The sequence below is a fragment of the Rhizobium sp. P44RR-XXIV genome (assembly GCF_001999485.2).
In the GTDB taxonomy this organism is placed as follows: domain Bacteria; phylum Pseudomonadota; class Alphaproteobacteria; order Rhizobiales; family Rhizobiaceae; genus Rhizobium.
Genome location: NZ_MPVZ02000026.1, coordinates 130,803 through 152,755 on the forward strand (window position 1 = coordinate 130,803; position 21,953 = coordinate 152,755).

The 21,953-nt window shown below is 59.8% G+C and carries 18 protein-coding genes and 3 pseudogenes; 9 read left to right on the forward strand and 12 right to left on the reverse strand.

All coding sequences use genetic code 11. From position 1 onward, the window contains the following. Positions 1–120: 120 nt before the first annotated feature. The 4 genes and pseudogenes from BSK43_RS09520 to BSK43_RS09535 form a co-directional block, all read right to left on the reverse strand. Entirely contained in the window at positions 121–675 is a 555-nt protein-coding gene (locus tag BSK43_RS09520; RefSeq protein ID WP_068401522.1) for a sarcosine oxidase subunit gamma family protein, read from the reverse strand. 7 nt (positions 676–682) lie between these two features. Then, a pseudogene (locus tag BSK43_RS09525) lies at positions 683–3,639 on the reverse strand (sarcosine oxidase subunit alpha family protein). Next, a complete protein-coding gene (locus tag BSK43_RS09530; protein WP_077469624.1) occupies positions 3,636–3,911 on the reverse strand; it encodes a sarcosine oxidase subunit delta in 276 nt (91 codons plus the stop codon). The pseudogene BSK43_RS09525 and the gene BSK43_RS09530 overlap by 4 nt, the downstream one beginning before the upstream one ends. A gap of 13 nt (positions 3,912–3,924) precedes the next feature. Continuing rightward, complete coding sequence (locus tag BSK43_RS09535) at positions 3,925–5,175, reverse strand: sarcosine oxidase subunit beta family protein (RefSeq protein WP_077469623.1); 1,251 nt, start codon at positions 5,173–5,175, stop codon at positions 3,925–3,927. Positions 5,176–5,505: 330 nt separating this feature from the next. Here BSK43_RS09535 and cysQ point away from each other — a divergent pair. The 4 genes and pseudogenes from cysQ (at position 5,506) to BSK43_RS09555 (ending at position 7,998) form a co-directional block, all read left to right on the forward strand. After that, positions 5,506–6,299, forward strand: a pseudogene (gene cysQ / locus BSK43_RS09540) (3'(2'),5'-bisphosphate nucleotidase CysQ). A gap of 286 nt (positions 6,300–6,585) precedes the next feature. Beyond that, positions 6,586–6,861, forward strand: coding sequence for a DUF1153 domain-containing protein (locus BSK43_RS09545; protein ID WP_034476390.1), 276 nt, complete (start codon positions 6,586–6,588; stop codon positions 6,859–6,861). Positions 6,862–7,073: 212 nt separating this feature from the next. Beyond that, positions 7,074–7,640, forward strand: a complete 567-nt coding sequence (locus tag BSK43_RS09550) for a hypothetical protein (protein ID WP_136686822.1) — start codon at positions 7,074–7,076, stop codon at positions 7,638–7,640. Between the two features lie 76 nt (positions 7,641–7,716). After that, on the forward strand, positions 7,717–7,998 hold the full coding sequence (locus BSK43_RS09555; protein WP_068401529.1) for a GNAT family N-acetyltransferase: 282 nt from the start codon (positions 7,717–7,719) through the stop codon (positions 7,996–7,998). Between the two features lie 230 nt (positions 7,999–8,228). Here the strand turns inward: BSK43_RS09555 and BSK43_RS09560 are convergent, their stop codons facing one another. After that, positions 8,229–8,585: a flagellar export protein FliJ gene (locus BSK43_RS09560; RefSeq protein ID WP_068401784.1), complete on the reverse strand. Its 357-nt coding sequence runs from the start codon at positions 8,583–8,585 to the stop codon at positions 8,229–8,231. A 441-nt stretch (positions 8,586–9,026) separates the two neighbouring features. Here BSK43_RS09560 and ctrA point away from each other — a divergent pair, with 441 nt between their 5' ends. Next, positions 9,027–9,728 (forward strand): cell cycle two-component system response regulator CtrA, encoded by a 702-nt coding sequence (ctrA, locus tag BSK43_RS09565; protein ID WP_068401532.1) that lies wholly within the window; start codon positions 9,027–9,029, stop codon positions 9,726–9,728. Positions 9,729–9,964: 236 nt separating this feature from the next. Here the strand turns inward: ctrA and BSK43_RS09570 are convergent, their stop codons facing one another. Next, positions 9,965–10,327, reverse strand: a complete 363-nt coding sequence (locus BSK43_RS09570) for a response regulator (protein ID WP_077469621.1) — start codon at positions 10,325–10,327, stop codon at positions 9,965–9,967. A 204-nt stretch (positions 10,328–10,531) separates the two neighbouring features. Next, positions 10,532–11,179 (reverse strand): histidine phosphotransferase family protein, encoded by a 648-nt coding sequence (locus BSK43_RS09575; RefSeq protein ID WP_068401537.1) that lies wholly within the window; start codon positions 11,177–11,179, stop codon positions 10,532–10,534. Between the two features lie 305 nt (positions 11,180–11,484). On the opposite strand from BSK43_RS09575, the gene BSK43_RS09580 reads away from it, so the two are divergent. Both BSK43_RS09580 and BSK43_RS09585 read left to right on the forward strand, forming a co-directional pair. Beyond that, positions 11,485–12,096 carry an EipA family protein gene (locus tag BSK43_RS09580; protein ID WP_068401540.1) on the forward strand — a complete coding sequence of 204 codons (612 nt, stop codon included), beginning with the start codon at positions 11,485–11,487 and terminating at the stop codon, positions 12,094–12,096. 185 nt (positions 12,097–12,281) lie between these two features. Next, complete coding sequence (locus BSK43_RS09585) at positions 12,282–13,475, forward strand: hypothetical protein (protein ID WP_077469620.1); 1,194 nt, start codon at positions 12,282–12,284, stop codon at positions 13,473–13,475. A 21-nt stretch (positions 13,476–13,496) separates the two neighbouring features. Here BSK43_RS09585 and BSK43_RS09590 read toward each other — a convergent pair whose 3' ends face one another. Both BSK43_RS09590 and BSK43_RS09595 read right to left on the reverse strand, forming a co-directional pair. Further along, on the reverse strand, positions 13,497–14,327 hold the full coding sequence (locus BSK43_RS09590) for an RNA methyltransferase (protein ID WP_077469619.1): 831 nt from the start codon (positions 14,325–14,327) through the stop codon (positions 13,497–13,499). A gap of 9 nt (positions 14,328–14,336) precedes the next feature. Continuing rightward, positions 14,337–14,714, reverse strand: coding sequence for a hypothetical protein (locus BSK43_RS09595; protein WP_077469618.1), 378 nt, complete (start codon positions 14,712–14,714; stop codon positions 14,337–14,339). Positions 14,715–14,764: 50 nt separating this feature from the next. Here BSK43_RS09595 and BSK43_RS09600 point away from each other — a divergent pair, with 50 nt between their 5' ends. Both BSK43_RS09600 and rpoH read left to right on the forward strand, forming a co-directional pair. Next, positions 14,765–15,790, forward strand: coding sequence for an RluA family pseudouridine synthase (locus BSK43_RS09600; protein ID WP_077469617.1), 1,026 nt, complete (start codon positions 14,765–14,767; stop codon positions 15,788–15,790). A gap of 370 nt (positions 15,791–16,160) precedes the next feature. Beyond that, positions 16,161–17,069 (forward strand): RNA polymerase sigma factor RpoH, encoded by a 909-nt coding sequence (gene rpoH / locus BSK43_RS09605; RefSeq protein WP_068401550.1) that lies wholly within the window; start codon positions 16,161–16,163, stop codon positions 17,067–17,069. A gap of 82 nt (positions 17,070–17,151) precedes the next feature. Here rpoH and BSK43_RS09610 read toward each other — a convergent pair. From BSK43_RS09610 to BSK43_RS09620, 3 genes and pseudogenes are all read right to left on the reverse strand, one after another. Next, positions 17,152–19,499 (reverse strand): annotated as a pseudogene (locus BSK43_RS09610) (hypothetical protein). A gap of 61 nt (positions 19,500–19,560) precedes the next feature. Further along, positions 19,561–20,856: an adenylosuccinate synthase gene (locus tag BSK43_RS09615; protein ID WP_077469615.1), complete on the reverse strand. Its 1,296-nt coding sequence runs from the start codon at positions 20,854–20,856 to the stop codon at positions 19,561–19,563. A gap of 204 nt (positions 20,857–21,060) precedes the next feature. Continuing rightward, the gene (locus tag BSK43_RS09620; RefSeq protein ID WP_246662525.1) at positions 21,061–21,858 is read right to left on the reverse strand and encodes a class I SAM-dependent methyltransferase; all 798 of its coding nucleotides are present in this window, start codon (positions 21,856–21,858) and stop codon (positions 21,061–21,063) included. Positions 21,859–21,953 lie beyond the last annotated feature (95 nt).

Genomic DNA, 21,953 nt, shown 5'->3' on the forward strand with positions numbered 1-21,953 from the left:
AGCCCGAACTGCGAAACCGATATGTCTGTTTGCGCCATCGCAATTGTTCGGATCGCGCCATCGCCTATTGGCGGCGCAAGCCGGTCGGCCAATCATTGGAGGTACGGCAGCATAAGGCTTTCAGTCGGCGAAACCGGCAGTCAGGGCAAACTCGCGCCCCATCTCCATGATCTCCTCGAACACGCTGCCGGCATAGGAGCGCGGCACTATGATTTCGAAGCTGTCAGCACCGGTGCGGGTGACATTGGCGCTGACATGGCAGCAGAGCATGCTCGCCGATTGCCCTTCGGCGAAGACCTGAGGATGCAGGTCGACGGCCACGCATTTCGCCAGAATACGACGAACGCTGGGACCGGAAATACGAAGCAGCACGCGACCATCGCTCTGCTCGAAAAAGGAAACACGGGCAGCGTCGAGCAGAAAGAGATCGCGCGCCACGCTGTCGGCGCCAAGCGTCTCGGACACGACAAGCCATTCCCGCGGCCCGACGCTTCGAACCGAAACATCGTCGATCGCCTTCAGGCCAGCCAGAACCCATCCCTCCTCGCCGGCTTTCCCGAGTACCGAAAAGATGGCCGGTTTGCGCACGACAGCGAGATGATTCGGATTGGCGGCAGCCTCGAAGCCGGAAATGTGATCTTCCAGCACATGCCTGTTTTGATATGCCACGCTCATCAATCCCTCACCCGAGAAGCTTCTTGTTGTCTGGATCGACGAAAACGGGGCTGCAGACCTCCGCCGCGACTTCCTCGCCGCGCAATCCGTCCCACACGACCACATGTTCGCCGATCCGCTCCCGGCCCGACTTCAGGAAAGCCAGCGCGATGGAATGGCCGAGGGTGGGCGAGAAGCAGGCCGAGGAAACATGGCCCTGATCGTTCACTGTCGACGATCTTGCGCCCTCCTTCAGCAGATGCGCACCGGCATGGATTTCCTTCGTCGTATCCAGCGGCTTCAGTCCGACGAGCTGCCCACGATCGGCGGCCGTGAGGCCGAAACGTGTGGACAGCCGTTTGCCGATAAAGTCAGACTTCTGAGCCGACATCATTTTTCCAAGGCCGACATCGTCGGGCGTCGTGCGGCCATCCAGCTCGTTATGGGTGACATGGCCCTTCTCGATGCGCAGCACGTTGAGGGCTTCGACGCCATAGGCGCAGATACCATGTGCCCTGCCCGCCTCCATGATCGCATCCGCCACGGCCTCGCCGTAGCCGGCGGGAACCGCCAGCTCATAGGCAAGCTCGCCCGAGAAGGATATGCGGAACAGGCGCGCCTTGAGGCCACCCTTCAGCATGACTTCGGCGGCAGCGAGGAACGGGAAGAACGCATCGGAAATATCGTCTTCGATAATCTGTTCCAGCACCAGCCGCGCCTTCGGGCCGGCAATCGCCATCTGTGCCCATTGATCCGAGGAGGAGACGAAGCGAACGTCGAGCTGCGGCCAGAGGGTCTGAGCGCAGAATTCCATATGCGTCATCACCTCGCCGGCCATCGCCGTCGTGGTGGTGAGGAAGAAATGATCGGGCGTCAGCTTGCTGGTGGTGCCGTCATCGAAAACGATGCCATCCTCGCGCAGCATCAGCCCGTAGCGCGCCTTGCCGATCGGCAGTTTCAGGAAGGCATTGGAATAGAGGCGATTGAGAAATTCGGCAGCGTCCTTGCCGAAAACCTCGATCTTGCCGAGCGTCGACACGTCACAAAGGCCGACATTGTTACGGACGTTCAGAACCTCGCGATCGACGCTGTCGCGCCAGCCCTTCTCGCCCGGCCGCGCGAACCAGGACGAGCGATACCAGAGACCGGCCTCGACGAAGCTCGCTCCATTCTTCTTCGCCCAGCCATGCAGCGGCGATTCCCGCACCGGCTGCGCGTGCTTGTCGCGCGCCGTGCCGGCAAGTGCACCGAAAGAAACGGGCGTGTAGAACGGCCGAAATGTCGTCGTACCGACGGCTGCGGGGCTGACGCCGCGCATGCCGGCGATAATGCCGGCGGCATTCACATTGCCGAGCTTGCCCTGGTCGGTCGCCATGCCGCTGGTCGTATAGCGCTTGGCGTGCTCGACATGGCCGAAGCCTTCGCGCAGGGCAAGGCCCAGATCCTTGGTGTGGACGTCGTTCTGATAGTCCACGAACGCCTTGTCCTTGGCGCCGGGCACATGCCAGATCGCAGCGAAGGACGGATCATAATCTCCTTCGACCTCAGGCACATCGGCGGCATGAACGGTTTTGCCGAGACTTTCCACGACCCGTTTTGCTTTTGCCGCCCCATCTGCGAGACAGCCGGAGATGCTATCGATGCCCGCGGCCGCCCCGGCGATCTCCAGCTCGCCGCCGACGGTCGGTGCCATGAATGCCTGGCTCTCGTCCGACCAGACCGGCTTTGCGCCGCGCTGGCAAGCAAGATGAATGATCGGCGACCAGCCACCGGATATGGCAAGCGCATCGCAGGTAACTAATTCATCAAGGCCACCGCGATCGGCAAGGACGCCGCTGATGCGGTATTTGCCCTTGGTCGCGTGAACGCTCGCGCCGTGCACAACGCGGACATCCTGCGGCGCGGCATCGGAAGACGCAGGCCGCGTGTCCAGGATCGCCGAAACCTCGACGCCCGCAGCCGCAAGATCGAGAGCGGTGCGATAGCCCGAGCCGCCATTGGTGAAAACGGCCACCTTTTGACCGGCGACGACGCCGTAGCGATTGAGATAGCTGCGCATGGCGCCGGCTATCATCACGCCCGGCAGATCGTTGCCGCCAAAAACGAGCGGACGTTCCTCTGCGCCGGAAGCAAGAATTGCGCGCTTGGCGGCGATACGCCACAGACGCTCAACTGGCAGGTCTGGCGACGGCATCGCCACATGCTTCTGCACCTTCTCGACCGCGCCGAAGACATTGCCGTCATACCAGCCGAACACGGTCGTACGCGGCATCACCGTGACGTTTTCAAAGCTCTGCAATTCCTCCAGCGTCGCCTGCACGAAGATATCGGCTGACACGCCGTCGATCGAGATCTTTTCCGACAATAACGAACCGCCGAGACGGAAGCCCTCATCGGCGAGGACGACGCGCAGACCGGCACGCGCCGCAGTCAACGCCGCCATCAATCCGGCCGACCGGAACCGACAACAAGCAGATCGCAATGCGCCCAGGCCTTCTCATAGCGATCCGGATCAGCCTGCATGACGGCCTTGCCGAGACCGGCGGCACGCCTGATTACCGGCTCATAGACCTTCTCCCAGAAGGCAGCAGGCCACATGAACGTCTTGTAGTAGAAACCGGCGCCAAGGAATGGCGACAACAGACCATTGACGGAGCCGAGATCGTATTTCAGCGATGGCCAGCGGTTCTGGCTGACGGCGCTCAGGCCCTGATAGAGCTCGGCGACGGTGGCGCGCGTATTCGGCTCGGTGCGGCCATCCTTGCCGATGGTGACAAGCGCGTTGGGCTCGGCCGAACCCGCTGTCAGAATGCCGCGCGGACGATGGTATTTGAAGCTGCGACCAACGAGCAGCTGGTCGTTCGCAAGCAGAGCGGCGGCGAGCGTATCGCCCTCCAGGCCCTTCATATCCTTGCCGTCGAACTTGAAGGAAAGCGGGCGGCTGCGATTGACGAGGCCGCCGGTCGAAAGACGATAGGCTGTCATTGTGCCGCCTCCTTCGCCTTGTCTTCGGCATCGGTGACGGAAAAGACCTCGTGGGTGACATTGCTGCGATCGACCACCAGCCAGCGGCGGCAGCCGGCCGCGTGGTGCCAATACTCCAGAATCCGGCCGCGCTCGTTGTCGCGGATATGGACGTAACGATGCCAATCCTCATCCGGAGCCGACGGAGCAGGACGGGTGACCGACGCGCCGCGAATGGAGAATTCTTCCTTCGGTCGCACGCCGCAATGCGGGCAGTTGATCAAGCTTGCCATTGGTATCGTGCCCTCAATGCAGGTTCGGCTGCGGACCCTTGCCGCTTTCGTCAATCGCGAAACCGCGCTCGAAACGGTCAAGACGCAGGAGACGGCTGACATCGTGGCTTTCGTCCTTGGCGATCAGATGCGCAAAGCAGAAGCCGGAGGCCGGCGTCGCTTTGAAGCCGCCGTAGTTCCAGCCGCAATTCAGATAGAGATTGTCGATCGGCGTGCGGTCGATGATCGGCGAGCCATCCATGCTCATATCCATGACGCCGCCCCAGGTGCGCAGGACGCGCGTCCGCGACAGGCCGGGAATGAGCGACACGCCCTCTTCCATCGTATGCTCGACGGTGGCGAGGTTTCCGCGTTGCGCATAGGAGCTGTAGTAGTCGATATCGGCCCCGAAGACCAAGCCGCCCTTGTCCGACTGCGAGATATAGAAGTGTCCCGCGCCGTAGGTAATCACATTGTCGATGATAGGCTTCAGCCCCTCGGAGACGAAGGCCTGCAGCACATGGGTTTCGATCGGCAGTTCGAGATCGGCCATATTGCCCAGGATCGAAGTGTGACCGGCCGCCGCCAACGCCAGCTTGTTGCAGCCGATGAAACCGCGATTAGTCTCAACGCCGGTGACGACGCCGTTTTCGCGGCGGATGCCGATTACCTCACATTGCTGGATAAGATCGACGCCGCGACTATCGGCGCCGCGCGCATAGCCCCACGCGACGGCATCGTGCCTTGCCGTACCGCCACGACGCTGCAACAGGCCGCCGAGGATCGGAAAGCGGGCATGATCGAAATTGAGGTACGGCATCATCCGGCGAACCTGCTCGCGATTGAGCAATTCCGCATCGACGCCGTGCATGCGCATGGCATTGCCGCGCCGCGCATAGGCATCGCGCTGACCATCGGAATGGAACAGGTTGACAATACCGCGCTGCGAAACCATGGCATTATAGTTGAAATCCTGCTCCAATCCTTCCCAGAGCTTCATCGAGAACTCGTAGAAAGGTTCGTTGCCCGGCAGCAGATAGTTGGAGCGGATGATGGTCGTGTTGCGGCCGACATTGCCGGAGCCGATATAGTTCTTCTCCAGCACCGCGACATTGGTGATGCCGAATTCCTTGGCGAGATAATAGGCTGTCGCCAGCCCATGCCCGCCGGCGCCGACGATGATCACGTCATAATGCGATTTCGGCTCTGGCGTCCGCCATACCGGTTGCCAATTGCGGTTGCCCGAAAACGCCTGTTTTAGAAGCTGATATGCCGAATATCGCATGCATTCATCCCGATACTACCCGGCCGCACATTCGCATATGCAATAAAAACGACAAGCCCTTTAAGGACGAAAAAGCTTCGCAAACAGAACATGTTCTTTTCCGAATGCGCTGATGTGACAGGCCCTGAGATTGTCTCTCAAACGACACGCCATGCCCGCGGAAGGTACCCAAGACAATGCAGGGATGCAGAGCCTGGTTGCGAAATTTCTGTTCTGGCGCTAAGCCGGAAGCAGCCGGATTATTTGAGCTCTAAACTCCACCTTCGCGAATTCCTATCTATAATGTCCGGAGACTTGAAGCGCGAATGTGGCGCGGAAGACGAACAGGCAATGCTTGCGACATTTGAAAAGGCGGCGCTCGAAGCGGGGAAGGCCATATTGGAGGTCTACCGCGCCGGCTACGCTGTTGCCGTGAAGCAGGACATGAGCCCCGTCACCCTCGCCGACGAGCGCGCCGAACATATCATTCTCGAACACCTTGCGCGGGATTTCCCGAATATTCCTGTTATTGCCGAGGAATCTGTGTCCGCCGGCAGGGTTCCGGATATTCGCGGCCACTCGTTCTTCCTGGTCGACCCCATGGATGGCACGCGCGAATTCATCGAGCATCGAGACGAATTCACCGTCAACATCGCCTATATCGAGAATGGCATTCCCGTCGCCGGCATCGTCTATGCCCCAGCCCTCGGAATAGCCTTTACCGGCGAGCCGGGCAGAGCCCGCAAGCTTGTTGTCGACGACCGTTTTGTCGTGACAGACCGCACCACCATCGCCGTGCGCGAGCGGCCGGTCAATTTGACCGCGCTTGCCAGCCGTTGCAACAGCAACGCGAAGACGGAGAGTTTTCTGAGCGATAATGCAGTCTCCGCCTGCACATCGATCGGTTCCTCATTGAAATTCTGCCTGCTTGCCGAAGGCAAGGCCGATGTCTATCCGCGTTTCGCCCGCACCATGGAATGGGACACGGCCGCCGGTGATGCCGTATTGCGTGCTGCCGGTGGCGCTACCGTGACCGTCGACGCGCGCCGCTTGCTTACGGCAAGATCGACCAGACCGGGGATAGCGACTTCGCAAACCCGCATTTCATCTGTTGGGGCGGAAAGAAAATCGGCCTTCCCGCATAGAAACGACTGTCGAGAAGTGGGGTAATCTTCTCGTCTGGCGGGAAAGACATCGGGATTCTCGCCCCGAAAGCGTAAGTTTTCACTGACAAAAACTTATAGGACGGCTGCCGCATCCCCCTGAAATCGTGGCGGTTAGCCGGCATTTTATCCGGTTGCATCAAAAGCAAATCAGTTGCCGGCCACACTCCTTAAAATTCTTAGCAAAGTCTTACTATGTGCTTAGGCAATTTTTAAATGTGGCAAGATAGAGTGCCTCTCGTGGTCTTGAGTGTGTGTAGAGAGTCCAATGACCGAAATGATACGTCCCCGAGTGAAGTATGTCATCGGCCCCGATGGCAGCCCGCTGACGATAGCAGACCTTCCGCCGCCGAATACGCGCCGCTGGGTCATTCGTCGTAAGGCAGAGGTTGTCGCCGCCGTGCGTGGTGGTTTGCTCAGCTTGGAAGAAGCCTGCGAACGTTATACGTTGACCGTCGAAGAGTTCCTCTCCTGGCAGTCGTCCATCAGCAGCCATGGCCTGGCCGGGCTGCGGACGACCCGCATACAGCAGTATCGCCACTGACAGTAGCAACAGCACTCCATTTTGTTTGAACTTGTATTCGGGCCTCTTCTCCCCATACGGGACAGAGGCCCGAATTGCTTGAGGAGCTGCGCCTCAAGCCAGATCTACGCACTTGTGGCGAGATGGCATGCGGCAGCCTCCATCAACTCCAGAATTTTCGCCTAGGCTCTCGCGTGCTAGAGGTAGCCGGCCGGATACGGGGATTCGGGCCATTGCTACTTCACACTTTGCCGACGGTGATCACCCACAACTTCGACCCAGATCGGGGTCTGCTGCAAAATATCTGCTGCCTGCCAAGCGAGGATGCGGAGCGGATCATCGCCTCGATACGCAGCGGCGGGCATGCCTATCTCAAGGCAAATTATCTGGCACGGCGATTGCGCACCGAAGATTGGCTCATCGCTGAACGCAACCGAAAAATCGGCAAGACGCAGCTCGCGCGCCCCCTTTATTTCTTCCTCGGCGATATGGCCAATGGATGGGACAAATCCCGCCCGGCTTCGATCGTTCTCCCTCTTGCCTTGTTCGACGTCGATGCGATCACATTCACATTCCCCGACAGTATGGAAAGCTGTCCGGCAAACAATCCGGCGGATGGCTCTGGCAACCCTTGGCATGGGCGGGTCTTCACATTCGCGGAGATTACCGAAATGGTTGCCCGATACGGCTTTCCCGATCCAGCCTTGCCGAGAGAGCGCCGAGGACCGAATGCCTTCATCGAGGTGCAGGTCTGGGACGATCGCCCATTGATCGAAATTCGCCGGCACTATGCCGCATGATGTGAAATAGAGCAGTTGGCAGGTTGCCGAGCAAATGCAATCCTTAGCGCATGAAACAAGGTTAGGGAGCGAGATCATGGATATTCGCAATGAAAACAACGCATCCGGCGGCCGGTATGTCGCAACCGTCGAGGGTCATGAGGCGGAAATGACATTTTCCCGTACCTCCCCGAAGCTGATCATCATCGATCATACCGGAGTGCCTGACGCTTTGCGCGGCAAGGGAGTCGGCCAGGCACTGGCCGCTCACGCCGTCGAGGAAGCGCGGCGCGGCGGCTGGAAAATCATTCCGCTCTGCCCGTTTTTCAAGGCCCAGGCGCAACGTCACGACGATTGGCGCGACGTCATCAACTCGTAAGCACTAAACACAAACGCGACATCGCCTAGGCACAAAGCCGTCCGGCGCGGGAACGCCGGTTCCTTCGATCCAACTGATACCCGCAGATGCAAAAGCCCCGCATGACCGGCCCTGTCACGGCCAGTCATGCGCGGCTTTCGTGTCGTTTTCGTCATCCCGCACATTCCGAAGCTGAGCTTTGTGTCGGAATGGAATGACGCGGATCGAAACAAGACGACGCGTTTACGACCTCAGGCGCGCGCCCTTGCAGGACCTGAACCATCACGCTCTTCGAGCGCTGCGGCCTTGGCATATTCCGCCTGCATGTCTTCCAGCGAGTGTTCCAAAGCCTCTTCCTGAACCTGCAGCTCGCGGATCGACACCTGCAAGTTGTCCGCGCGCTGGCGCGCGGCCTTGGCAAAGGTCGGGTAAGCGAAGTGGTTAGGGTCGGCAATGCCGGACTTCTTTTCTTCCAGCACGATCTGGCTTTCCAGATCCTTTGTCATACGGTCAAATTCCGCCATCATCATCTGCAATTGCTGCAGCTGACGGCGTTTTTCGTTCACCTGAAACTCTTTCAGGCGAACTAGGCTCTCACGTGACTTCATACGCATTACTCCCGTGATGCGAGACCCCGGCTCTCGATATCTCCGCCCGCCGAGCCGCTTTGACACGGCTTGGTTAAAAAAAATTACAGCGATCTTAATAAAAGCCTACCGCTGGTAACCTTTCGTTTACGGGCATCGTTAATGATAGGCGTAATGATTTAAGGCTCAGTAAATGTTTCGGTCGGAATTCGACATGTTTGCATTGATGAGTCAGATGAATCACTTGGCGTGAGTTCTTAACGCGATACTTTAGGAGTCGATTTTACTGATTGTCGTTGGAAAACAGTGCAATGGAAAAATTATTTAATAAATTCGATACGACTTGCCAGAGTGAATCAGAATTTGTTAACCATTACATGGCAGCTTCCAAATCAAGCAGTGATTTGATCGGTATCGCGTAAGGGGGCTGACGACCTTTCGGCGGCGGTAAAGGGGACAATTATGCGGGTTCTATTAATTGAAGACGACAGCGCGACAGCGCAGAGCATCGAATTGATGCTCAAGTCCGAAAGTTTCAACGTCTATACCACCGACCTCGGTGAAGAAGGCGTCGATCTCGGAAAGCTTTACGACTACGATATCATCCTTCTGGATCTCAACCTTCCGGATATGTCGGGCTACGAAGTGCTGCGCACGCTGCGCCTTTCGAAGGTCAAGACGCCGATCCTCATCCTCTCCGGCATGGCCGGCATCGAGGACAAGGTTCGCGGCCTCGGCTTCGGTGCCGACGACTACATGACCAAGCCGTTCCACAAGGATGAGCTGGTTGCCCGTATCCACGCCATCGTCCGCCGCTCCAAGGGTCATGCCCAGTCGGTGATCATGACCGGCGAGCTTATCGTCAACCTCGACGCCAAGACCGTCGAAGTCGGCGGCCAGCGCGTGCACCTGACCGGCAAGGAATACCAGATGCTGGAGCTGCTTTCGCTCCGCAAGGGTACGACGCTCACCAAGGAAATGTTCCTGAACCATCTCTATGGTGGCATGGACGAGCCTGAACTGAAGATCATCGACGTCTTCATCTGCAAGCTGCGCAAGAAGCTGGCCAATGCCGCCGGCGGCGCGAACTACATCGAGACTGTTTGGGGCCGTGGCTACGTGCTGCGCGAACCCGACAATAACGAGTTCGCCGAAAGCGCTTAAAGCCGCCTGCCCGCCATTACCGCCCATACATAGAAATCCCGCCGTCGCCGGCGGGATTTTTTGTTGGTGGAACCGCAAAAAATAACAGACGCTCCAAAAGGGCGGCTGTTATTTTCTCGAGAATTCAGGGAGCATTTCCAGGAAAGGTGCGCAGCGGTTTTCCGTCTGGAATGCGTAAGAACAAGGAGATAGAGCGCTTTCGCAATTCGAGGAAAAGTGAAAATGCTCTAATGAAATCAGGCAGCGACGGCGCGATTGCCGAAGATGGCCGTCAGGATCTTGCGATCGAAGGGCTTCAGCAGAAAGTCGGTGGCGCCAGCCCGCTTTCCGGCCATCAGCTTGCGGAGATCGGCCTCCACGACGCAATAATAGATCTTCACATCCTTACCGTTCGGCAGGGCACGGATATTGGCAATCAGTTCGAGTGCCCCCTCCATGCCGGCATCGACGATCAGATAGTCCGGGATCTCGGCCTGGCAGCGCACCAGCGCCTCCTGGGCATCACCGGCTTCGCTCACGAGGAAATCCAGCTCGGACAGGATTCGCTTGCCGACCTTGCGCACGACATCCGAACTATCCGTAATCATGAACCGCTGCATCCGCGAACTCCCTGGCACCCGCCGCCCGTATTGCAACGGCGACATCAAATTGGAACGATAGGACCAGCATGCTAAGGATTCGTTACCGCTACATTATCAATTGAGCGGACAACCATAAGATTGCAAATTATCGACACACACGAAAAAATAATCCCGCGGCCATGGGGTGACCGCGGGCTGAAAGACACAAAAAGCTCAATCCGTCTATTTGGTCGGTATCTCTGCGACGAAGGTCAGCTCTTCCGGCGTCACATTGTAGGAGAGCTCCATACCGCTCTCTTCAGCAAGAAGAACGGTGTAATAGGGCTGGATCGTATGGGCGTCGATCGCCTCTTCCAGGGCACCGGAGCAGATCTCGGCGAATTTCGGGGGCACACGCATCAGCCGCCCTTTGACGGCGATCGTGAACTTGGCGTCGAGTTCGGGATTTTCCAGGGTCACCTCGATATTGCCGCCACGTGGAATGGCCCCGTAGGCGACGAGGAAAAGGTTGAGCAACAGCTTGACCCGGTTCTTCGCGATGATGGCGCGCGGTCCGACCCAGCTGACCTCGGTCTTCTTCTCGGCAGCGGCGAAATCCTTCGCTGCCCGCTCGGCCTCGCCCGTATCGATCGATGCGCCGACTGAGCCGGAAGCACCGAAGGCAAGACGGGCGAATTTCAGGCGGACGGACGCATTGAGCGCGCTGGTGCGGATCAGATCCATGGCGTCGGCGTCGGCGCCGCCCTCGTCGAGCAGCTCCAGGCCGTTATTGATCGCTCCGACCGGCGAGATCACATCATGGCAGACGCGGCTGCATAGCAGCGCGGCCAGATCAGGCCCGGTTAGAGTGAGGTTCGGATTCTTCGACATTCATTGTCTCCTGAATGCTGACAAGGCGAAACGCAGTAGATTCCACGTTGCCACGGCAAGGTTGCCCGAGGATTGTCTCAGGCGGTGTACCGCACGCCATAAAGACACCATATTTGGTAAACCGATTGTTAAGACCATCGACGCAAAATGCATTCATCACCATCAGACCTTTTCGCACGCGAATCGTGCTGCGATGGATGGGCAAAACGGTCTGAAAAAGGGGGCGAGCCGAGTGTGGCGCGTTCAGACGAATGTGTTGCACATCCGCTCCCTATCGCACCGACCATGATGAACGGATGACTTTGATGCGCTATGAATTCCTGAAGAGAATGCCAAGCCCCGGCACCAGGACGCTTGGCCTCGGCCTGATCCTGGCCATTGTTGCATTCGCAAGCTTCATATTGCCGGTCCGCCAGGCTGCCGCCGCGCCGAACAATCAATATTCGGCGCAGGAAATCGTCGATGCCGGCCATTCCTTCTTCGGCTCCGCCAGTGGCGGCCTTGCCAAGGTTATCGAGCGCGCCTTCCAGCAATATGGCCTGCCAAACGGCTATATTCTCGGCCAGGAAGGCTCAGGCGCCTTTCTCGCCGGCCTCACCTATGGCGAAGGTCAGTTGAACACCAAGAATGCCGGCGAGCACCCGCTTTATTGGCAGGGCCCATCGCTCGGTTTCGACTATGGCGGCCAGGGCACGCGCGTCATGATGCTGGTCTACGATCTGCCGAGCATCGATAGCGTCTATACCCGCTTTGGCGGTGTTAGCGGTCAGGCTTTCGTCGTTGCAGGTTTCGGCATGACCGTCCTGAAGAACAACAATATCGTCCTTGTGCCGATCCGCACCGGCCTTGGCGCCCGTCTCGGCGTCAACATGGGCTACCTGAAGGTCACACCCAACGCGACCTGGAATCCCTTCTAAGCCTGCTGTTCACATCGCCTCCCAGGCAGCTACTGACTTGGCCCGCTCAAATTGCGGGCCTTTTCTTTCAGTAAATCCGGCCCGCGCCGGTAAACCATATCCGATTTAAACACTTGCTCGCATGCCCGACCCATGATTATTCATTTCATCGAGATCGAAAATAACCCCAGGATACTGGCCGCGTCGTGATTCAATTTGCTCTCTTGTTCGGATTGGGCTTTCTGACTGCCGCGCTTCTGATCTTCATGATAGCGCCAGCAATCCATCGCCGTATCGTCTGGTTCACCGAAAAGCGCCTGAAGGCGACCATGCCGCTAAGCCCGCAGGAAGTGCGGGCACAGAAGGATATGGCACGCGCACTGTTTGCCGCGGAAAACGCCCGGGCCGAGCAGGCTCTGACCCAGGAGCGCGACAAGACCGTGGCGCTGCAGATCCACAACGGCAAGCTTCAGCAGGAGGCCAGCCGGCTTGTCGCCGGCAATACCGAGCAGCAGACGCGCATCGACGATCTCGAAGTCGAAGCGGGAGAACTGCGCTCACGCTTGCGGCGCGAGGAAAGCTATATAAGCCAGCTCAAATCCAGCATCCATTCTGCCGAACAGGCTAGCCTGGAGAAGGAAGCCGATATCGACGGCCTGCGCAAGCGCATGACCAAGATGGCCGCCGATGCGGACAACCTCAAGATCGACCTTGCGACCCGGGAGACGGAGATCGAGAGCCTGAAGCTGCGCATCAACACATTGCGGGACGAGCGCGAGACGCTTCGTGAGGACCTCAATGCCGCCAGCCTGCGAGCGGTGGATGCAGAGCAGTCTCATCGACAGGAAAGCGACAAGAACAAGCGGCTGGAAGAACGGCTGGACCGCGAGATCGCCGGCAACGCCGACAAGGAAACCGCGATAGAACGGCACGCTCAGGACGTTGTCCGCCTGAGGGAACGGCTGGAAGCCGCCGTCAAGGAATCGAGAGAGGCCGGCAAGGCGCTGCGCGCCGCTGGCATCGCGCCACCGAAAAAGCCGGCCAAGACGCCGAAACTCTCCGCAGTATCCATGATTCCGGCTGCCGCCGACGATCAGACGAACGCAGCCAAACCGGAACGCACAGTGGAAGATGACATCGTAAAAATGACGGAGGAGGTCCGCAATCGGGCCGCGGCCCTCTCGGATCGCCTTCTGAAAGCCCGCTCGCCCGCACATGATGAGGCAATGCGGGAGGAGATCGCGACGATTGCTGCCAACATGGTGGCGCTGACAGCACTCAAAGAAGGCAATGCCTCACCGATAGCCGATCTTCTGCAGGGGAATAAAGATCCCGCCGAGCAAGCAGCCCGCATCAGCCTTGCCGACCGGGTGGCGTCATTGCTGCCGAAGCATCCCTGATTAGCACCGCAAGCGCTTTATTCAGACGCGCTTGATCCTTGCAGCCATCTCGAAAAGTGCAATGCCGCTGGCGGTTGCGACGTTCAGGCTGTCGAGGCCCGGAGCCTGCGGGATCCGCACGCTGTTGAAGGCGGACAGGATATTTTGCGGCAGCCCGTCTCCCTCCGTACCCACGACCAGCGCCATGCGGTCCGATGCCTCGACATCGCGAATATCCACCTTTCCACGCGGCGACAGGCTCCAGATCGCAAAACCGCGATCGGCGAGCGCCGCAAGCAGGTCGACATCACGCGATTGCCGGCAATAGGGCATGGTCAAAACCGAACCGACGGAAACGCGCAGCGATTTTCGATAGAGCGGATCGCAGCAGCTCTCGTCGAGCAGCACCGCATCGGCTCCGAAGGCGGCCGCATTGCGGAACATCGACCCCATATTGTCATGATTGGAGATGCCGCACCCGGCAAGCACGAGTGCCTGTTGCGGCAGGCGGTCGAGGAAGGCGCTGAGTTCGGCTTCCGCCTTACGGCGACCGAGTGCCAGAACGCCGCGATGCAGATGAAACCCGACGATGCCGTCAAGCACCTCCGATGTCGCGACATAGATCGGAACATCGGCTGGTAACGCGTCCACGATATCCCTCAGTCCGGCAACGCGGTTCTGCAGCAATAGCACTTTCTCGGCGATAAAATCGCCCCCTACCGCATGTGCGCCGGCAAGAAGTCGCAACACGACGGTGCCTTCGGCGATGAAACGGCTCTCGCGGCCCGTCAGGTCACGTTCGCGGATATCACGAAACTCGGCGATGCGCGGATCGTCGGGATGCGTGATCTCGATGAGCCGATCGCTCGTCATCGTCAGGCGTCAGTTCGGCAGCGATATGGTCGCCACGATACGGCCGATACCGTAGTCGAAGACGATAGCCTGCCGCTGACCGCTGGCGAGCGTGCCGTAGAACAGCACCTGATTTCCCGACAAGGCGGTGGACTGAACGATAAAGCCCGCCGGCAGCAGAGCCGTCACGGCAACCGGTGCATCCGAAGGAATGTTGGCGGTCGCCTGCCCTGCCGGCTTTGCCGATGGTTTCATCGTCTTGTAGACAACAGCACCGAAGACGGCCATAAGGCTCACCACCATGACGGCCGCGGAGACGATCTGCAGGCGGATCATCTTGCGTCGGACTTTCTCCAGGGCCGGATCGAGGGGCTTTTCCTCTTGATCGTCTGGCTCGAGATTTGTCATCGATGCGTCCTTGCTGATTGAGCGCGCCCAGAGGCGCCGGAGAAATACGTTTGAGCGACCCCTTTAAAGAAGCCGAGAGCAATAGAAAAGTCCTAACCGCTGACGAAAGCGCCGAAGGCCGGCTTGATGCATGGTTGACCGCACAGTTCGGGACGGAATTTTCCCGCAGCCGCATCCAGGCGCTGATCAAAGCGGAAGCCGTGCTGCTGAACGGCGAGCCGGTGACCGACGCCAAGAAAAAGGTGCGCCCTGGCGACGTCTATGAGATCGCGCTGCCTGAGCCGGAGGACCCGACACCACAGGGCGAAGATATTCCGCTCGACGTGCTCTACGAGGACGAGGACGTGATCGTCATCGACAAGCCCGCCGGGCTCGTCGTCCATCCCGCTGCCGGCAATTGGACGGGCACTCTGGTCAACGCGCTGATCTACCATTGCGGCGATAGCCTTTCCGGCATTGGTGGCGTACGCCGACCGGGCATCGTCCACCGGCTCGACAAGGATACGACGGGCGTGATGGTCGTTGCCAAGAACGATGCCGCGCACCGTCACCTGTCTCTGCAATTTGCCGATCACGGCCGGACGACATCGCTGGAACGCGCCTACCAGGCGATCGTTTGGGGCCGCCCCCGCCAGCTCATCGGCACCGTCGACGCACCGCTCGGCCGCTCAACCGCCGACCGGACACGCCGCGCCGTCAAGCGTCCTGGTTCACAGGACGCCGATGAAGCCATCACGCATTATGAAGTGCTGGAGCGCTTCAACGAAGGGCAGGACGCGCTTGCCCTGGCCTCGCTGGTCGACTGCCATCTTGAAACCGGCCGCACACACCAGATCCGCGTGCACATGGCCCATATCGGCCATCCGCTGCTCGGCGACGCCGTCTATGGCGGCGGCTTCAAGACCAAGGCCAATCTCCTGCCCGAGGCGGCCAGGCAAGTTCTCAATGGCTTCACGCGCCAAGCCTTGCATGCCTACATGCTGCAATTCGAGCATCCGCGCACTGGCGAGGTCATGCATTTCGAGGCGCCATTGCCCGATGATATGGAAGAATTGGCGGCAGCCTTGAGAGCATAGGCGACCGTCTCCCCGGCAAAGGTTGCTGGACGCCCGTACCTTATCGCCCTATAGTGTCAGCCAGAGGTCCGAACCCCCGGCGCGCCCTCAGTTGTCGAAACGCTTATTCGTTTTGGAGGCTGATATGGCCAGACTTTGTGGGACGGGGTTATTCGGGAGGAGAATCCCAAGGGCGATTTCACGACGGGGCCAATCAGGTCACGTCGCCGTAACACTTGCGTGACCATATCCTTGAATCACCGTTTCGCCGTACTTATCTTTACATAGGTTCAGTGCGGGGTCCTTGTGGCTCGCACGCCTTGGTCCGCTTCGCAGAAGGCGCAATACGCCCCCAGAAGGTACCAAATCTCGAATAGGAGGGTGCACATTCATGGCCCGTAATACCTTACCGTCCATCGCTGCCGGAGAAGCCGGCCTCAATCGTTATCTGGACGAGATCCGCAAGTTCCCGATGCTGGAACCGCAGGAAGAGTACATGCTCGCCAAGCGCTATGCGGAACATGCCGACCGTCAGGCCGCGCACAGGCTCGTCACAAGCCATCTGCGCCTCGTGGCGAAGATTGCCATGGGCTATCGCGGCTACGGCCTGCCGATCGGCGAAGTCGTATCCGAAGGCAATGTCGGCCTGATGCAGGCTGTCAAGAAGTTTGACCCGGAACGCGGCTTCCGCCTGGCAACCTATGCCATGTGGTGGATCAAGGCCTCGATCCAGGAATATATCCTGCGGTCCTGGTCGCTGGTGAAAATGGGTACGACCGCCAATCAGAAGCGCCTGTTCTTCAACCTGCGCCGGCTGAAGGGCCGTATCCAGGCCATTGATGACGGCGACCTGAAGCCGGAACATGTCACCGAGATCGCCACCAAGCTGAACGTCTCGGAGGAGGAAGTCGTTTCGATGAACCGCCGCCTCTCCGGCGACGCTTCGCTGAACGCGCCGATCAAGGCTTCCGAAGGCGATTCCGGCCAGTGGCAGGATTGGCTTGTCGACGATCACGACAGCCAGGAAGACGTACTGATCGAACAGGACGAACTCGACACGCGCCGCCGGATGCTTTCTCGCGCGCTGGGTGTGCTGAACGACCGCGAACGCCGCATCTTCGAGGCACGTCGCCTCGCCGAAGATCCGGTCACGCTGGAAGATCTTTCGTCCGAGTTCGACATCAGCCGCGAACGCGTTCGCCAGATCGAGGTCCGTGCTTTCGAAAAGGTCCAGGAGGCCGTGCAGAAGGACGCCCTGGAGCGCGCCAAGGCGCTCCGCGTCGTTGAAGCGACAGCCTGACGGTCTCGATTTCTAAAATTGATAAACACATAAAAAAGGCGGGCCGCAAGCCCGCCTTTTTCGTATCCCTGTCAGGGAAATCTTACTGTCCGCTCGAAGCAACCCCGCCTAGCGCCTGCCATTCGGTGATGGCCTTGTTGAAGGCATCCGTGCCGGTCTGGCCCTTCTCCATCGTCAGCAAGGCGCGGCGGCCATTGCGATAGACGACCGGAATGTCGATCCAGTTGCGGGTTTTCAGGAGATCAAGGTTGGTCTTGCGCGCATCCGGGAAATCGTTGAGCGCGACCATATAGACATCGTCGGTGACCTTGGCCGGGACGGCAATGAGGGCATCACCGCGATCCTGTTCCGTCGCCTTCAGCGCAACGCGCTGGACATTATCGATCGCGCCGCCCTCGAAATTCGGAGGTACCTGGAAAGCCAGTTCGATCAGATGGCTCGCCGGAAGCGAGGGGTCCCCGTTTCTGGAAACGGTGATGGTTGCCGTCAAACCGCGCTCAGGAACGCTGATCAGACCTTGAACGGAGGGCTCAGGCCGCCCATCGGCACCCTTGCCTTCCTGCACCGACCAGCTGACCGTACCCTGGAAGGCGGTCGGCGACGTCTGACCAAGGCGTTCCTCATAAAGGAAAACCTTCTGGCCGTCGGTAACCGGAGCCGTCTGCTGTGTCGCGGGCGGCGGCTGATTGGCAGCAGTTTGCTGTTGATTGGCGGCCGGGGCCTGTTGTTGGGCCGTCGAGGCCGGAGCCGTCGCAGCAGGTGTCTGGCCTGCGGCGGCACGGCTGCATTGTTTGCAGGCGGAGGTGTGGCGGCCGGAGACGTCGCCGCTGCGGCTGCAGGGGCCGTGGAAGCCACATTCTGTTCGGCTATGGACTTGCCCTCAACAACACCCGGCTGGCCGTTTGCGGCGGGGCCTTCGTCCTCTTCCGTGCCATCCGCGCGAAGCCGTTGGGTGAACTTCGTATTGACCGTGTTCGGATCGCTATTCAGCGCGGCAACATCCGTATTGCCAGCTGCCGGCGGCTGGGCGGCAGCCGTGTTGTTCGGCGCCGGCGCCGTCGAAGATTGGGCGGGAGCCGCGGCAGGGGCGGTCTTCGCCGCGCTGTTGCTTGCCGTATCCGAAGCAGGAGGCGTTGCTGCACTCTTCGGCGCGGAGCTGACGAGCTTCGTCACCATATTGTTGAGCGCTTCGCGGTTCAGCCATGCCGCATAGCCACCACCGCCGGCGATAGCCAGGACCACAAGCGTAATGACGATACCGGCGACATTGACGCGGCGGCGCTTCGGCTCCATGCGGAAGCTTTTGCCCTGCAGCTTCGCGGCCATGGCCTGATCAAGATCGGGCGGAATGGAAGACGCACCGCTTCGTCCATCGTCAGCACGCTTGTCGAAACCGGCAAGTTCCTTAAGCTCGCGCCATCCGTCATTGGCAGCATCGGCCTCGGGTGCCGCCTTGCGCGACGAATGGACATCGGCGAAGAGATCGACGTCCTCAAAGGCATTGTCCGGCATCTGCCGGCTCGTGGGCTGCACCGGTTGCGAGACAGACGGCGCAGGCTGGATCTCTTCGAAGACATCCGCATCCCAGACGAAGCCCTTATTGGCCGCCGGTGCTGGCGCCTTCGTGGTTTCGGGCGTCTCGATGGCATGCCCGAAGGGTGTTTCGGCAAAGGCCGCGGCCGGCATTGTCGGCTCGTTGGGATATGAAACCGCCGGCTCCGGCGCGGCCTGACGAGCCGGTGCGTCAACCTCGGCCCAGATCTGTTCGACCTGGTTTATGACATCGTCAACCGGCGCTCTTGCCGCTGGCCGCACAGGCGCAGCATGGACGGGCTCGGCGGCAACCTCCGGCGCCTCCTCCGCATAATGCTGCGGCTCTTCCGGATGGTGTTGCGGCTCATCGTGATAGGCAGCCTCGGGAGCGGCAGCCTCGTGAACCTCGACATGAGGTTCGGCAACAGCATGATGCTCTGCCGGAGCGTGCTGCTCGTCCTGGTAAGGCTCGCTCCACTGCTCTGCGGGAGCGTGCTCATATGGCACGCTCTGCTCGACGGCCGGTTCCGCATGGACATGAACTTCGGCAGCAACCGGCTCCGGCTCTTCCGCATGTGGTTCCGGATGATGCTCCTCGGCGACATGAGCTTCCTGGATGGGCTCGGGAGCAATCTCCTCATGCACGACGGGCGCTTCGGCCACGGGCTCCTCGCCCGCCGGCAGCGCCTCGGCATGTTCGGCTTCAACCTCGATGATCGCGGCTTCAAGCTTATCGAGCTGGCGGCGCAGCATTTCCTCGGGCGGGCGCGGCTTCATGCTCTCGAGCTGCCGCTGAACGGCACCACGAGCTCGATCGTAAACCTTGACCCGCATCTCGGGATTATTTTCCGTCAGGCCGTCAACGGCCCGTCGAATGACTGCTACAAAATCCGCCATCAGTACTTTCTCATGATGCCCGGCGGGCAGCCGGGCCGGGATTCGTCATAGGTTCGGGACTTTAGCCCTCAAAGGGGTCTGTCACAAGTATGGTGTCCTCGCGCTCCGGACTGGTCGAAAGCATGGCCACCGGCGCGCCGATCAGCTCTTCCACCTGGCGGACATACTTGATCGCCTGCGCCGGCAAATCTGCCCATTTGCGCGCACCGACAGTCGACTCTTTCCAGCCTTCAAGCGTGATGTAGATCGGCTCGACACGCGCCTGAGCTGCCTGGCTGGACGGAAGATAGTCGATTTCCTTGCCGTCGAGCTTGTAGCCGACGCAGATCTTCAGCTCGTCAAGGCCATCGAGCACGTCGAGCTTGGTAAGCGCAATGCCCGTGATACCCGAGGTCTTGACCGTCTGGCGCACCAGCACGGCATCGAACCAGCCGCAGCGGCGCGGACGGCCGGTGTTGACGCCGACTTCGCGGCCGACGACCGACAGATGCTTGCCGATTTCGTCATGCAGTTCGCAGGGGAACGGTCCCTCGCCGACGCGGGTCGTATAGGCCTTGGTGATGCCGAGCACATAGCCGAGCGCCGTCGGGCCGAGACCGGAGCCGGCGGCAGCCTGGCCCGCAACCGTGTTGGAAGAGGTCACGAACGGATAGGTGCCGTGGTCGTTGTCAAGCAATGCGCCCTGCGCACCTTCGAACAGAATGCGGGCGCCGGCCTTGCGCTGCTCGTCGAGGAGCCGCCAAACCTGATCGACGTAAGGAAGAATGTGCTCCGCAACCGAGGTCAGCTCGTTGTGCAGGGCATCGAACGAGATTTCATCCAGACCCATGCCGCGACGCAGGGCATTGTGGTGGGTCAGAAGCCGATCGATCTTGGCAGGCAGCGTTTCCGGCTCGGTCAGATCGACGACGCGGATGGCGCGACGGCCGACCTTGTCTTCGTAGGCCGGGCCGATACCGCGGCGCGTCGTGCCAATCTTGGTGCCGCTGTTGGAGGCCGCATCTTCGCGCAAGGCGTCGAGATCGCGGTGCAGCGACAGAATGAGCGGCGCATTCTCGGCGATACGCAGCACGTCAGGCGTGACGGCGATGCCCTGGGCACGCAGCCTGTCGACCTCGGCAACGAAATGATGCGGATCGACCACGACGCCGTTGCCGATGACACTCAACTTGCCGCGCACCAGCCCGGAGGGCAGCAACGCGAGCTTGTAGCTGACGCCGTCGACGACAAGCGTATGACCGGCATTATGGCCGCCCTGAAAGCGTACAATCACATCGGCGCGTTCCGAAAGCCAGTCGACAATCTTGCCCTTGCCTTCATCGCCCCATTGCGAGCCGATCACTACCACATTCGTCATTTCTCGATTCCCGCTTCCTGCGCACGGAGGCGCGCCTTGCTCAAACCCGCGCATCTATAAAGCTTTGTTTTTGGGAAAGCGACCCTGTTGTCTCAGGAGAATCGGCTTTTTGCATGACGAATCAGCGCCCCCAACAGGATTTTTCCCGCAAGGAGGCCGGACAAGCCCAAGGACTGGCTTTGCCCGGCCAGGATCGATCGCCTCTCAGGGACCTGGCTTGTGCGCGACGACATGGAAATATTCATGGTCGGGCGATGCGACATCGCCGATCGCGTTTCCGTCCAGATCGAGCAGCAATGCCGGCATGGCGAAGCCGGCCTCGGCCAGTTGCGACTGCACCTGTGATGGCGTCGTCGCATAGACCATGACACCGAAATCATGAGCCCCGTGCAACAGAACGGCATGCTCGCCGTCACGCTGCTCGAAAGGTTTGAGGCGGCGCTGGCGCAGCGTGCCGGAGATGCGGCCCTCAACGTAACGGAGCGTCCTGAGGCCGAGCCGCACCGGATTAGGTGTCCACTCCAGGCGGCGATAATCGACCTGATGTTCAAAACCATGCCAGCTGCGATGAAATGTCGAGAAGACGAAGGCGCCGCCGGAGGCAAGCACACGCGCTGCCTCGCGCAAAACGGCAAGCCGGCCGGATGCGTCGACGGAATCGATGCCGTTATAGCTGAAGACGACCAGATCGAAGCTGGCGTCCCCGAAAGCCGACAGATCACGCGCATCCATGACCTCGAAACGGAGATCCGGATGGTTATGACGGCAAAGCTCGACCATCTCGGGTGTGTAGTCCACACCGACATAGTCACTCGCAATCGCACGCAAGAGACCGGCTGTACGGCCCCCGCCGACGCCAATATCGAGAATGCGTCCCCTGCCCATTTGCGGAGCAGCGATAGCAAAGGCGGCACGCTCGCCTTCGTTGAGATAGCCGCTACTGCGACGATAATCCCGCAAAGCCCAAGGATTACGCCAGGTCTGGCGGTTAATAGTTTCCATTACATGCATAACCCGACTCCAATACAGAAAGTGAGCATTTCAATGCTCAATTCCCCCTTGGCGCCCCGGATAATCTATATAACGGCGGCGTCGAA